Annotated in this window: 11 protein-coding genes and 1 pseudogene; 10 read left to right on the forward strand and 2 right to left on the reverse strand. The window is 39.4% G+C overall.

The window, feature by feature from the left end; translation table 11 throughout:
• Positions 1 to 19 precede the first annotated feature (19 nt).
• The 4 genes from rpsI to QNH48_RS00985 all read left to right on the forward strand — a co-directional run bounded on the left by rpsI (position 20) and on the right by QNH48_RS00985 (position 5,805).
• Positions 20 to 412: a 30S ribosomal protein S9 gene (gene rpsI / locus QNH48_RS00970; RefSeq protein WP_034676157.1), complete on the forward strand. Its 393-nt coding sequence runs from the start codon at positions 20 to 22 to the stop codon at positions 410 to 412.
• Positions 413 to 738: 326 nt separating this feature from the next.
• Positions 739 to 2,424, forward strand: a complete 1,686-nt coding sequence (locus QNH48_RS00975) for a serine hydrolase domain-containing protein (protein WP_283953407.1) — start codon at positions 739 to 741, stop codon at positions 2,422 to 2,424.
• A 27-nt stretch (positions 2,425 to 2,451) separates the two neighbouring features.
• Positions 2,452 to 4,524: a glycoside hydrolase family 3 protein gene (locus QNH48_RS00980; RefSeq protein ID WP_283953408.1), complete on the forward strand. Its 2,073-nt coding sequence runs from the start codon at positions 2,452 to 2,454 to the stop codon at positions 4,522 to 4,524.
• 30 nt (positions 4,525 to 4,554) lie between these two features.
• The gene (locus QNH48_RS00985) at positions 4,555 to 5,805 is read left to right on the forward strand and encodes an exo-beta-N-acetylmuramidase NamZ family protein (RefSeq protein WP_283953409.1); all 1,251 of its coding nucleotides are present in this window, start codon (positions 4,555 to 4,557) and stop codon (positions 5,803 to 5,805) included.
• Between the two features lie 232 nt (positions 5,806 to 6,037).
• Here the strand turns inward: QNH48_RS00985 and QNH48_RS00990 are convergent, their stop codons facing one another.
• Positions 6,038 to 7,024 (reverse strand): hypothetical protein, encoded by a 987-nt coding sequence (locus QNH48_RS00990; protein ID WP_283953410.1) that lies wholly within the window; start codon positions 7,022 to 7,024, stop codon positions 6,038 to 6,040.
• A gap of 178 nt (positions 7,025 to 7,202) precedes the next feature.
• Between QNH48_RS00990 and QNH48_RS00995 the strand changes: the two are divergent.
• Positions 7,203 to 7,517 (forward strand): annotated as a pseudogene (locus QNH48_RS00995) (ATP-binding cassette domain-containing protein); the annotation flags it as partial.
• On the opposite strand, the gene QNH48_RS01000 reads toward QNH48_RS00995, so the two are convergent.
• Positions 7,515 to 8,060, reverse strand: a complete 546-nt coding sequence (locus tag QNH48_RS01000; RefSeq protein ID WP_283953411.1) for a response regulator — start codon at positions 8,058 to 8,060, stop codon at positions 7,515 to 7,517. The pseudogene QNH48_RS00995 and the gene QNH48_RS01000 sit on opposite strands and share 3 nt — an antisense overlap.
• A 432-nt stretch (positions 8,061 to 8,492) precedes the next feature.
• On the opposite strand from QNH48_RS01000, the gene QNH48_RS01005 reads away from it, so the two are divergent.
• The 5 genes from QNH48_RS01005 to QNH48_RS01025 all read left to right on the forward strand — a co-directional run bounded on the left by QNH48_RS01005 (position 8,493) and on the right by QNH48_RS01025 (position 13,824).
• Positions 8,493 to 9,209, forward strand: coding sequence for a hypothetical protein (locus tag QNH48_RS01005; RefSeq protein ID WP_283953412.1), 717 nt, complete (start codon positions 8,493 to 8,495; stop codon positions 9,207 to 9,209).
• A 417-nt stretch (positions 9,210 to 9,626) separates the two neighbouring features.
• Positions 9,627 to 11,060, forward strand: coding sequence for a Na+/H+ antiporter NhaC (gene nhaC, locus QNH48_RS01010; protein ID WP_283953413.1), 1,434 nt, complete (start codon positions 9,627 to 9,629; stop codon positions 11,058 to 11,060).
• Positions 11,061 to 11,330: 270 nt separating this feature from the next.
• Entirely contained in the window at positions 11,331 to 11,774 is a 444-nt protein-coding gene (locus tag QNH48_RS01015; RefSeq protein ID WP_095251982.1) for a YbaK family protein, read from the forward strand.
• A 144-nt stretch (positions 11,775 to 11,918) separates the two neighbouring features.
• Positions 11,919 to 12,644: an N-acetylmuramoyl-L-alanine amidase CwlD gene (gene cwlD / locus QNH48_RS01020; RefSeq protein WP_283953414.1), complete on the forward strand. Its 726-nt coding sequence runs from the start codon at positions 11,919 to 11,921 to the stop codon at positions 12,642 to 12,644.
• Between the two features lie 124 nt (positions 12,645 to 12,768).
• Entirely contained in the window at positions 12,769 to 13,824 is a 1,056-nt protein-coding gene (locus tag QNH48_RS01025; protein WP_283953415.1) for an Mrp/NBP35 family ATP-binding protein, read from the forward strand.
• Positions 13,825 to 13,848 lie beyond the last annotated feature (24 nt).

Below are 13,848 nucleotides of genomic sequence, written 5' to 3' on the forward strand. Positions count from 1 at the left end.
AAAGAGGGAGGGAATTAACTTGGCACAAGTTCAATATATTGGTACTGGTCGTCGTAAGAGCTCTGTCGCACGCGTGCGCTTAGTTCCAGGTACAGGTAAAATCACAATTAACGGACGTGACATCGAAGAATATATCCCATTTGCAGCTTTACGTATGGTTGTAAACCAACCATTAGTTGCTACTGAAACAACAGGCAGCTACGATGTTCTTGTAAACGTAAGCGGCGGTGGATATACAGGTCAAGCGGGCGCAATCCGTCATGGTATTGCTCGCGCATTACTTACAGTTGATCCTGAATATCGTCCAACATTAAAGCGTGCAGGACTATTAACACGTGACCCACGTATGAAAGAGCGTAAGAAATACGGTCTTAAAGGTGCGCGTCGTGCTCCTCAGTTCTCAAAACGTTAATCTTCAACATTCAAAGGCTCTCAACCAATTTGGTTGGGAGTCTTTTTTATGTTTTAATATGCTATGGACCCCATCTTTTGAGAATTCACCCCATTTACTAAATACTGAAATATAATTTCACTTTTTTTACGAATATTTTAAAAAATAATGCTAATGTCTTAATCCTTTTGACCTGTAGAAACATCTGTTATGTGACTTAAGTGGTATAGACCACCACACATCATTACCTATATACTTTTAATATAAGTTGTAAGCGTTACCAGAATCTTGGTATATATAAGGGAAATCCCCGCCTACAATTCAATCAATTGTATAAAGGAGGATGTATGAAAAGTAAAACGATTATGATTTCTGCAGTTTGTACATTGCTATTAGGCACATCAACCGTATTTGCCAACAATGACCATCCTAAAGACCCAACGATTGAAAAGGTAGAAAAACTCACATTCCCATCAAAGAAACCACACCCTGTCTTTACATGGAATTCGACTGTCATCCCAGTTTCGAGCGTACTTCACCCAAGCTCTGCACGAGGAGCAGGGATGGTGGAAGCTCCACTCCAGCAAATCGATCGAGTTATGAACCAAGCAATTTCACAGAAGTTAATGCCAGGCGCTGTCACATTTGTAGCAAGAGCTGGTAAAATTGTGAAACATGACGCTTATGGCTATTCAGCTCAATACACCGATGATAAATTTACCGAAATGGACAATCCAATTCCTATGGAAACCGACACGATTTTTGATTTAGCGTCTATCAGTAAGATTTTCACTGCTACGGCCGTGATGATTCTTTTTGAAAAAGGATTATTCAATCTTGATGATCCGGTGGCAAAGCATATTCCGGAATTTGCTGCCAACGGTAAGGAGAACGTAACCATTCGCCAGTTGCTAACCCACACTTCTGGGTTCACCTCTTGGATCCCTTTATATTCAAAAGGAAATTCAAGAGAAGATCGGCTGAGGTTGGTATTAAACCAATCGCTGAAAAATGTACCCGGTACAACTTACGAATACAGTGATTTAAACATGATTACATTAGGAATGTTAATTGAGCACCTATCCGGACAGCGCCAGGATGAATTCGTTCGTGAGCACATCACAGAACCTTTAGGAATGAAGGATACGATGTATAATCCTCCAGCATCTTTAAAACACCGGATTGCGGCAACAGAATACCAGGCCATACCAAATCGCGGACTTGTGTGGGGAGAAGTTCATGATGAGAATGCTTGGTCATTGGATGGGGTTGCTGGACATGCCGGTGTGTTCTCAACCGCTAATGACTTGGCTAAGCTTGCCCATATTTTTATTAATGAAGGCAAGTATGGTGGCAAAACTATCTTGAAGTCGGAAACAGTACAGTTGCTGCTACAAAACCAGAATACTGCATTCCCTGGGAATGACCATGGACTTGGCTGGGAGCTAGGGCAGGGCTGGTATATGGATGCCTTATCAGAAGGTACATACTCTTTTGGCCATACAGGGTATACTGGAACTTCGATTTTAGTAAGCCCGAACAATAAAACAGTAGCGATTTTACTGACCAACCGTGTCCATCCTTCTAGAAATATGGGGTCATTGAATCAAACCCGTCGCTTATTTGCTAGAAATGTAGCCGATTCGATTCCTGTCTCGATTCCTGGTAAGAGTGATGCTTGGTTTGCAGGGTATGGCGACAAGCTAAATCGAGTAATGGAAACAGACCTTCAATTATCTAAGGATACCAAACTCACATTCTCAACATGGCATATGATTGAGAATGTATGGGATATGGGAACAGTAGCGATTTTTAGAGATGGCAGCTGGCACCAGCTTGCACTATTTACAGGCACTAGCAATGGATGGGAAAAGAAAGAATTGGCTATACCTAGTGATGCGACAAAATTACGGTTTGTCTATGGAACCGATAGTTCAACAAATTCCCGCGGCTGGTATATTCAGAATCCAAAACTGGATTCAGGAGATACTCTTTCTTTTGAAAATAATGAATGGGAACTAAGAGACTATTAATTAAAGAATAACTTGAGGAGGAGAAACATGCGAAAACTTTTAAAGACATTTATCATCTCGTTTCTATCATTTGCTCTATTATTAACGGGAATCCCGCTTGCGGGGGCAACTGCTGCTACGGGGATCGAGGATTTAGTAATTGACCTTAATGTTCCGCAGGTCACAAGGGAAGTAAAGGATAACAAACTTGATTTAAGTGCACTTCATGTTTATGATGATGGCCGCTTTATGCTGGCTTCTGAGAACGTAAAATGGAAGTCTTCTAATAAGAATGTTGCCTCTGTATCGAAAGATGGGGTTGTAACATTATCCGGTCACAATGGTAAAACATTTATCTCTGTCAGCGATGGCAGCAATAAGGACAGAATTTCAATTCAAATCAAGGGAAATCAAGATAAAATTCATGTTGAAAAAGAAAAAGGTGCTCGTTATGATCTAATCGGCAACGCCATCGAGCAAATGACCATGGAAGAAAAGGTCGGACAAATGCTTATGCCTGACTTTAGAAATTGGAATGGTAAAAACGTAACAGAAATGAACGACGAAATTGCCAAGCTTGTAAATGATTATCATCTTGGCGGTGTGATTTTATTCCGTGAAAATACGGTAACAGCTGAACAAACAACTAAGTTAGTTACTGCCTATCAAGATGCTGCAGAAAAATACGGACTATTAATTTCGATTGACCAAGAAGGTGGAATCGTGACACGTCTGCAAACCGGTACCGACATGCCAGGAAATATGGCACTTGGAGCAACTCGCTCTGAGGAGGTAGCTGAAAAGGTTGGGCAGGCAATTGGCGAGGAGCTCAACGCTCTTGGAATCAATATGAATTTTGGACCTGTACTGGATGTAAACAATAATCCAGATAATCCGGTTATCGGTGTTCGGTCTTTTGGCGAGGATCCTGAGTTAGTAGCTAACCTAGGAAATGCCTATATTAAAGGGCTCCATGAAACGGGCACTGCAGCAACAGCAAAGCATTTTCCGGGCCATGGAGATACTGCGGTGGATTCACATGTAGGACTTCCATCGGTACCTCATGATATTGATCGTTTGAAGAATGTAGAATTGTATCCTTTCCAACAGGCAATGGATGCGGGAATTGATGCGATTATGTCAGCACACGTGACATTCCCAAAGATTGATGATACGAAAGCAATCTCTAAAAAGGACGGAACAGAAGTTGCTGTACCAGGAACACTTTCCCACAAGATATTAACGGGTCTTATGCGCGAAGAAATGGGCTTTAAAGGGGTTATCGTAACGGATGCAATGAATATGGGTGCAATCGCAGATCATTTTGGTCCTGTTGATGCGGCAATCCGTGCAGTTAAAGCGGGAGCCGACATACTTTTAATGCCAGTTGGAATCGTAGATGTAGCAAATGGACTTTATGATGCTGTGAACTCAGGCGATATTTCAGAAGATAGACTTGAACAGTCAGTAGAGCGGATTTTAACCTTAAAATTAAATAGAGGCATCGTTAAGCCAGAGGTAGAGAAGAGCATTGATGAGAAAGTAGCTAACGCGATTCAGGTGGTAGGATCTGCAGCTCATAAAGCAATAGAAAAAGAAGCTGCTGCTAAATCCATTACGCTTGTGAAAAATAGTAATGTGCTTCCACTTACTGTTTCTCCTGAGGATAAAATTGTTGTGGTTGGTGGATCTGGATTCTCCATTAATCTTCTTGCAGCAGAAGTTCAAAAGCACCATCCTGGCGCAGTGTATATAAATGCTTCAGGTCCGCTTAATGCTGCACAATTGGCTCAAGTGAAGGACGCGAAATACATCATTGCTGGAACCTATACCTCTAGTGTTGGGGGCAGAGCTCAAGACGCATCACAAATGGTGATGACAAGACAACTCATCGAGACTGGTGTGCCTGTCATTGCGGTTGGGGCTAGAAATCCATATGATGTTATGTCCTATTCAGATGTAGATGCCTATCTGGTTCAATATGGTTTCAGACCTGCAAGCTTCGAAGCAGCAGCAAATACAATTTTCGGTAAAAACAATCCAACTGGAAAACTTCCAGTAACAATTTACAACCATGATGGCAGTGTGCTATATGGATTTGATCACGGTTTAGGTTACTAGGCAGGGAATAGACAAAGAGGAGGGATACTTTTGAAAAAGTGGATAACTGGATTATTGATTCTCGTTTTGCTACTGTCAACTGTTTCTGCGGCGATGGCTAAGAACGATAAAGAGAAAAAGAATAAAAAGTTCCGATTAGGTATTGAGGTTTTGTTAGAGGATCAAATTGATTTGATTAAGGATAAACGCATCGGTTTAATCACAAATCCAACTGGTGTTGATCAGAACGTTACGAGCATTGTGGATTTACTCTTTAATAATTCTGATGTGAATCTTACTGCTCTTTACGGCCCTGAGCATGGTGTACGAGGAAGTGCCCAGGCTGGTCAATATGTTGAACAATATACGGATGAAAAAACAGGGCTTCCTGTATACAGCCTATATGGAAAGACAAAAAAGCCGACACCTGAAATGCTTAGCAATGTCGATGTATTGTTATTCGATATCCAAGATGTAGGGACACGTTTTTACACGTACATTTACACAATGGCATTAGCAATGGAAGCAGCAAAAGAGAACAATATTCCAATCATTGTCCTTGACCGCCCGAATCCAATCAGCGGGACAAAAGTTGAAGGACCTGTGCTTGAGGATAAGTACTCCTCTTTCATCGGTGAATATCCAATTCCTGTTCGCCACGGGATGACCGTCGGGGAGTTAGCGAAGCTTTTTAATAGCGAATTTGGAATTGGAGCAGATTTAACGGTAGTGGAAATGGAAGGCTGGAAACGAAACCTGTATTACGATGAGACGCCATTAGAATGGGTACTTCCATCACCAAACATGCCAACCTTGGAAACTGCTGTAGTGTACCCAGGTGCTGCCCTCATTGAAGGAACCAATGTTTCCGAAGGACGAGGAACAACAAAGCCATTTGAATTGATTGGAGCACCGTTCATTAATAGTGACAGCCTGGCTTCCAAGTTAAACTCTTATAAACTACCTGGTGTCACATTCAGAGCGGCTTCGTTTATTCCGACATTCTCGAAGCATGCGAATGTGTTAAGCCATGGTATTCAAATTCATATCACAGACCGAAATGCCTATAAGCCGTTTGAAACTGGATTATATATCGTAAAAACAATCCATGATATGTATCCAAACGATTTCCAATTTAGAGCACCGAACGCAGCAGGAATCTCCTTCTTTGATAACCTTGTCGGCAATGGCTCCATCCGCGCAGATATTGAAGCTGGCAAAAGTGTTGAAGAAATGAAAGCAGCATGGCAGGCGGGTTTAGAGCAATTTAACGTTGTTCGTGAGAAGTATTTATTATATTAAATAGTGAGCAGGGGGCCTTCTTTTTAGGAGGTCTCTTTTTGCAGAAAATTAATCAATGGATTGAGTAAAGTAGAAAATTCACTGAACAAGTCGAAGTTTGTATTTTCAGGGAAATAATAAACTATTTTTGTTGAATTATAAGGAAACTGGAAGGTCATGAAGCGACATAACCTGTGTTAGGTTTGATCGGTATAAAGTAAAAAGGGCCTTAGAAGCCCCTTTAATCAATCATTCAAATATCAAATTCTTTTCGAAGTCCAATTATATAGGAACTGTCTACTCCTAGTAGTTCTGCTAAAATCTTTTCATTCGCATTTGGGTTCTCTTTTAGGAATTTTTTAAGCCTTTTCTTTTGAGCTTTGCGGTCTGTTTTCAGCATCTTATTTTCTTTTTTAGCGTTCGTATCTGCTTTCAGCACCGAACTTTCTTCTTTAGCTTCCGGCTCTGCTTTCAGCTCCGAATTTTCTTCTGTAGTGTTCGGCTCAGCTTTCAGCCCCGAATTTTCTTCTGTAGTGTTCGGCTCAGCTTTCAGCCCCGAACTTTCTTCTTTAGCATTCGTATCTGCTTTCAGCCCCGAACTTTCTTCTTTAGTTTCCGGCTCTGCTTTCAGCACTGAATTTTCTTCTGTAGTGTTAGGCTCTGCTTTCAGCTCCGAACTATCTTCAACTTGTGATTCATTTTGTTGATTACTTAATAGTGATATTTCCCCGATTAACAAATCAATTTTTTCTTTGTATTCTCCAATAAGTGATTTTTGATTTTCATTGGTTGCTGTCAACTCGTCTACATGTGTATGAAGTTCTACAATTTCCTTTTTGCTGTTTGCTAGACTTACAGTAAATGACATAATTATTTGTTCCTTGGTGCCAATTACTTCTCTTAGATTTTGCACTTGCATTTCTTGCTCAGCTATTAGACTGCTTAACCCCCCAATCAATGATTGATTTTTTTCATTGGTAGCTCTAATCTTGGCTATTTGATTTTGAAGTTCTGCAATTTCTATATTGCTTTTTTCAAGGCTTGCGGTTATTGAAGCTATAACTTCTTCCTTAGTTGCCAATTCGTCTTTTAAACTAATTTCTCGTTTTAACACATTAGCCAATAACTCATTAATACGAGTTGTAAGTGCCATAAGTTCAGAAAAGTCTTGCTTATGATCACCTTCGGCTCCGTTTACATCATGAATTTCAGAATCTTCATTGAATGTACTATCTGCCATTCCTTACACTCCCCTTTTTGTTCACATCATAGGTTCAAAAGAATCTATCACATACTTATAATAAAATATGATGTTAAAGAAAAATTGAATGGACAAGTATCTAAATTAAGGATAAAAAATAAAAATCTTTTCTTCAATCTATTTTAGGCTACAAAGGTAGCAGTGAATGATAGGATGGATGTTTTATCAAATTTTCTTACATGACAAAAATGTCACTTTAGATGTTGTTATATCGATGGTTGACGGGCAGATTAGTCAGTATAGTAAGGTGGAGAAGGAGGATGAAACAATGACTAAAATAATACAAACTAAGAACTTATCGAAATCTTACGGAAAAACACAAATCTTAAAAAATATTGATTTGACCATTGAACATGGGGAATTTACCGCAATTATGGGGCCATCGGGCTCCGGGAAAACGACATTAATCAATACCCTCTCAACGATTGACAACTTTAATAGCGGGGATGTTTGGATTGAAGGAAAATCGCTATAGTGCCTGCATAAAGTCCTCACGCGAAAGAATTTTCCCGACATTCCGCATCATTAATTGTAAAAGGATGAATTCATTTCGGCTTAACTCAGTACTTTGTCCATTAAATTCGATTGTTGAATTGGTTACATTTAATTTCAAGCCCCGATGGTTGAACGTGATATTCTCATTTTCCTGGTAGGTGTATTTCCGCCGGATGAGCGCACTAATTTTCGCAACAAGGATATCCAATTCAAATGGCTTCTGGATAAAATCATCCCCGCCCATATTAATCGCCATAATGATATCCATATTCTGATTTCTAGAGGAAAGAAATATAATCGGCACTTTGGACATAGCGCGTATTTGCTGGCACCAGTAGTAACCATCAAAGACTGGAAGATTGATATCCAATAGAACGAGGTGTGGATTTATCTGTTCAAAATCCGTCAGCACCTGGTCAAATTGGGTCACTTCCACTACATCATACTGCCACTTTTTCAATGTGTCAGCGACAATCCGTCTAATTTTTTCATCATCCTCAATCATCATTATCCTATACATGAAATCCCTCATTATTGTAAAAATGGTCACAACATTTATTTTAGCACATTTCTCGACAATCTTTTTTTCACGAAGTATAATCAAATCTTTATATAACAAGGATTGCAGAAAATTTAATCAAACGATTAGTTAAAAGAGGAAAATCAGATAACTAGTCGAAGTTTGTATTTTCAGGGAAATAATAATCAATTTTTGTAAAATTATGAACATATACGGAAATCGGACATTCATGAAAAAATCATATCGCTGGGCGACATGCCTTGTAAATTGGATAGCAAATTTTTATATCGCTACCCGATACGGTTAAGCCTCATAATATTGTTTGGTATGGAAAGGGAATAATCGCTCTTTTTTATTTGTATCGCTAGGTGATATGGCTCTTGCAATTTCATCTATAACCCTTCATATTTGATATAAAAAAGGTGATCAGATATGCGAAATGATATTCAACCGTATGAACGCTCTTTCACTTCTAAGGAAGTGGCTGAGGAAGCCGGGATTGCAACACCTACTGTTCGAAAGTATGGACAAATCTTAGAGCGAAATGGCTATGAGTTTTTAAAAGAGGGAGATCGGCGTATATTTGTTCAATCCGACATCGAATCACTTATAGCGTTACGCGATACGGACAAGCCCCTAGACGATACAGCTAAAGAAATTGCCCAGCAACAAAAAGAAAGATTAGCCGGAATTAGTGAAACAGATATAGCGGTAGCCGATACGTATGACAATTTACCCCAAGACCCCAATCACCTAAAAGAAATTTTATCCTATTTAGCCAGTGAACTAGCTGCCACACGTGAAATGAATGTCCAAGTAATAAACGATATGGCAGATCTTAAAACTACAGTTTCCAGGCTAAAGCAGGATCACCACGATTTAAGTTCTAACATTTCAAATTCTGCACAAAAAACGCAAGCTAGGATTGAGAAATTATCTGAACAGGAAAAGATCCATTACGAAACATTGCTGGAAGAGGAAAAACAAAAGAGCGAATACTTACAAAGAGAATTACAAAACCTCCGGGAAGAAATGAAAAAAGAGTGGCTTTCACAAAATGACTTTAATAAACGTATCGAAAAATCATTACAAAAACCTAAAGATAAGTGGGAGTGGATTTTCTCCATTTTCGGTAAGAAAGGTTCTTGAGGCTATAGGACTCTAATTTCAATGACTCTCAATCAATTTGATTGGGTGTCTTTTTATGTATATAGCGCTTTTAACTAGAAGATAGCTGTAACATGAAAAATTTTTGTAGACAGAAAGAATAAAGCAATGTATATTATTATTTAAATATAATACTTTAGTGCTTAAAAGCGTTTTAGTACGAAAGTAAATAAGTGCCTGCAGTTTTAGTAGAATTGTCATTAGCAGCAAAAAGAGACCGGATGGAAGGTGAAAATTCGGGCAATGATAAATTTGAAATACAGCTGCCTTGAACGGGCATATTTTTTAAAGAGGGCGGGGAGTAATTCCTGCCAACTAGGGTGGTACCGCGGAGTCCCTTCGTCCCTAAAGTCGAAGGGGCTTTTTTGCGTTTATTTTTACATCATAGGGGGAGATTTTATGCTTCAAGAACAGAAGGTGCTGGCAATTCGACCAGCCGAAGCGGCACTTATTACTGCACTTTTAATGGGTACTGTCGGTTATCTAATTATTGGGATTAAAGTAGTTCCGCAAATTGCAATAATCACAGGGATCGCCCTGTTGCTTGTATATGGTGCTGTTAAGAAAGTGAATTTTATGGAACTTGAAGGAGCAATGGCAGATGGAGCTAAATCCGGAATAGCCTCGGTCATGATTTTCTTTTTTATTGGGATGCTAATCAGCAGCTGGATGGCGAGCGGTACAATACCGACGTTTATTTATTTAGCTGTCGAGTTAGTCTCGGGGAAATTTTATTATGCAATAGTTTTTGTAGTAACTTCTATTATCGGCGTAAGCATAGGGAGTTCCTTAACAACAGCTGCAACCTTGGGAGTAGCTTTTGTTGGAGCGAGTACCGCACTGGGCATTTCGCCTGTTATCACTGCGGGGGCAGTCGTTTCCGGAGCGTTCTTTGGCGATAAAATGTCGCCTTTATCAGATACGACAAACCTCGCTGCCAGCGTTGCAGGAATGGATTTATTTGACCATATAAAAAATATGTTATGGACAACTATTCCGGCTTTTATTTTTTCGCTAATTGTTTATCTGGTGATTTCTCCAGCCGAAACAGAACAAAGCATTAAACAAATGGGAATCCTTAAAGATGCATTAATAAATCTAAACCTTGTACATTGGTACTCACTTTTGCCATTCATTATCCTCACTATACTGGCGGCCAAAAAAGTACCTGCAATCGCCACGCTTTCCGCTGGCATTCTTTCCGCCCTTTTGATTTCTGTTTGGATGAATGGCGGAGTGGACAGCAAAGGATTTTTTGATTTGCTCTATTCCGGCTACAAGTCTGCAAGTGGAATCAAAGAAGTCGATTCAATGCTGACAAGGGGCGGAATTGAAAGCATGATGTTCAGTATATCAGTGATTCTGCTGGCACTAAGCATGGGGGGACTTCTCTTCAGGCTTGGCGTAATTCCAGCTCTTATATCGCTTTTACAAAGTGTATTAACCCGAGTTTCCCTTTTGATTAGTACAACTGCCGGACTTGCGGTAGCTGTTAATTTTATTATTGGAGAGCAGTATTTATCAATCCTATTACCTGGAAATGCTTTTAAAGAGCATTTCATTAAAGCTGGTTTGGAACCGAAGCATCTTGCAAGGGTGCTCGAGGATGCCGGAACTGTCGTCAATCCTCTCGTACCATGGGGTGTCAGTGGTGTTTTTCTGGCTACCGTTCTCGGAGTGCCTGTCGCTGAATATTTTCCGTTTGCATTATTTTGCTTATTTTCACCATTGCTCACAATATTTTATGGTTTTACAGGTTTTACCCTTCCGAAACACGGAAAAAAATACAGTTTTAAAGTTTCTATTCGTTTCCCACAGTTCTTAAAGCGGTAATTATTAAAGAACTCCCAACCATTTTTGGTTGGGAGTCTTTTTATTTTTATAAAAATAATGTCTTTTGACATTTTGTTGACTTATTTGGGCGTTAAAGTAATAGTACAAGGTTCAGCAAGTCTTTCAATAAGGTGGGATTAAGCAAAAACAAGTGAAGTGCCTGTCCATGGCTTGAAATCTATACGATAAAAATTGGCAATACAAAACGCTTTGTAGTTTGCATTTCTTATGACAATGGGATGAAGAATAGTCCTAAGAGGTGAAAAGCGAGTGACTGTAATTACAACCTTTAAAGAAAAGCGTCGCGATAAACAATTAAAGTACGAGCGGTCCGTCCTTAAGGACTTATCGGTGAAAACGTTAAAAGAACGAGTTCAACAGTATTTTGGCTCAACAAGAATTGCGTCTTCTTTTGTTATGAATACAGGAATAGAAGAGGCTTGTTATGACGTAGCCTTGGAAGCCTACCTATTAGGAGCGAAATTCAGCAAATTTGGTTATTACGGTGAGAATATAGATGAGGTACGTAAACGCTGTTATAGAGAAGAGAAACATTTAATTGATACGCTGTACAATTTTCTCCTCTATTGGGGTAATGGGGAAGAAGGAACAATGAGTGAAACCCTTTATTACTCCTGTGAAGGCTATATAGATGTATGGTGGAAAGAGGGCTATGATAAAGGGCAAAGACGCAGGAAACTGCGATTACATTAAAAAATTATGTTGACCTGGCACTAGGGTGTAGAGGCAAGAGCCTCTGATCCTGGTGCTTTACTTTTACATTTCTTCTGAGTTCTAAACAGGTCCCTTGTCCCATATAGTTAAATGAATAGGGACGAGCGGGAAGGAATGATTTTGGTGTCTAAGAAAAAATTAAAGGTCATTGGTTTTTCTGTTGGTTTGCTTCTTTTATTTCTGATTCTACAATATGATTTTGTCAAAGAGAACACATGGGGCGATTCATGGAGTCTTCCATTATCAGGCAAAATAATATTACTTGACCCCGGCCATGGCGGTCCAGACGGCGGGGCTGGAAATTCAAAGACATTAGAGAAGGACATTGCTTTGGATATTTCATTAAAGGTCAGAGATTATTTGCAGGAGCAGGGAGCCTTAGTTGTCATGACCCGGGAGACAGATAAGGATTTAGCAGACGAAGATACAAAAGGATACAGCAGAAGGAAGGTAGAGGACTTAAAAAAACGGTTAAAAATGATAAATAACTCAGACAATGACTTTTTTGTCAGTATTCATTTAAATGCCATTCCATCTTCTAGATGGAGCGGAGCCCAAACCTTTTATGCTTCTCATTTCAAAGAAAATGCCAAGGCGGCAAAATTCATTCAGGATGAGCTAATTGTAAATTTAGAAAATACAACTAGAAGAGCAAAGCCGATTAATTCTGTCTATATTTTAAAAAATGCTAAAAAGCCTGGGGTGTTAGTAGAGGTTGGCTTTCTATCAAATCCACACGAAAGAGAACAGTTAAAAAAGGAAGCATATCAAGAAAAGATTGCAGCTTCTATTTATCAAGGTGTTGTTCGTTATTTTACGAATGAGAAGGAGATAAAGATAGAAGATTAACAAGGGTAGTTACCCTTCTTTTTTTTTGAATGATAATGGGTAGTGATTCATTTAACTGTATCTGCTAAAAGTTATGGTATACTGAAAACTGGAAACGAATTCATTAGGTGAGGTGTTTGTTTACATGTTAACAGAAGTGAAAGTCCGAGAAGTGCTAGGGAGCTTAAAAGAACCATTTTTACATAAAACATTAGCAGAATTAAATGCAATTGAAGAAATAAAAATTAAAGAAGAGAAAAACCATGTCAGCGTGAAATTGCAAATTGCAAAAACGGGTACAGCTGAACAATTACAGCTGCAAACTCAAGTAGTTAATTTGCTAAAGGAAGTGGGAGCACTAACAGTTGGTATCAGATTTAGTGAGTTACCAGAAGCAGTGTTAGCAGAGCACCGTCAAGCAGCTAGCGAAACAGAAGATAAAGGTTTACTTGCTTCTAACAAAACGACTTTTATTGCAATTGCGAGTGGAAAAGGCGGAGTTGGGAAATCAACAGTTTCCGTCAACCTTGCTGTTGCCCTTGCGCGTCTTGGCAAAAAAGTTGGTTTAGTTGACGCGGATATTTATGGGTTTAGTGTTCCAGATATGATGGGAATTACTAAAAGACCAGTGGTTAGAGGGGAAAAAATTCTCCCAGTTGAGCGCTTTGGCGTTAAAGTCATTTCAATGGGCTTCTTTGTAGAGGATAATTCTCCAATCATTTGGCGTGGACCAATGTTAGGGAAAATGCTCAATAGCTTCTTTAATGAAGTCGAATGGGGAGAAGTGGACTATTTACTGCTAGACTTGCCTCCAGGAACTGGAGACGTTGCATTGGATGTTCATACGATGCTTCCAGCTTGTAAAGAAGTAATCGTAACCACTCCACATCCAACAGCAGCTTTTGTTGCGGCTCGCGCAGGTGCTATGGCATTGCGTACAGATCATGAAATTTTAGGAGTTATTGAGAACATGGCGTACTTTGAAAGTAAGCTGACAGGTGAAAAGGAATATGTATTTGGTAAAGGCGGCGGTGATAAATTGGCCGAAGACTTGAATACTGAAGTTCTTGGTCGTCTGCCTCTCAATCAGCCTGATTGGAATGATGATGATTTTGCTCCGTCCATTTATCAGGAAGATCATCAATTAGGAAAAATTTATCTAGAAATTGCTGAAAAAATGACACGTCTTTTGAAAAAGTAAAATGGAAAGCCTCTTCCAAACCTG

The sequence above is a fragment of the Neobacillus sp. YX16 genome, from assembly GCF_030123505.1.
In the GTDB taxonomy this organism is placed as follows: Bacteria; Bacillota; Bacilli; order Bacillales; family Cytobacillaceae; genus Neobacillus.

Coding starts and splice junctions, on each gene's coding strand:
- QNH48_RS01025 (WP_283953415.1), top strand. CDS start 12,769: ATGTTAACAGAAGTGAAAGTCCGAGAAGTGCTAGGGAGCTTAAAAGAA.
- QNH48_RS01000 (WP_283953411.1), bottom strand. CDS start 8,060: ATGTATAGGATAATGATGATTGAGGATGATGAAAAAATTAGACGGATT.
- nhaC (WP_283953413.1), top strand. CDS start 9,627: ATGCTTCAAGAACAGAAGGTGCTGGCAATTCGACCAGCCGAAGCGGCA.
- QNH48_RS01005 (WP_283953412.1), top strand. CDS start 8,493: ATGCGAAATGATATTCAACCGTATGAACGCTCTTTCACTTCTAAGGAA.
- QNH48_RS00980 (WP_283953408.1), top strand. CDS start 2,452: ATGCGAAAACTTTTAAAGACATTTATCATCTCGTTTCTATCATTTGCT.
- QNH48_RS00990 (WP_283953410.1), bottom strand. CDS start 7,024: ATGGCAGATAGTACATTCAATGAAGATTCTGAAATTCATGATGTAAAC.
- QNH48_RS00975 (WP_283953407.1), top strand. CDS start 739: ATGAAAAGTAAAACGATTATGATTTCTGCAGTTTGTACATTGCTATTA.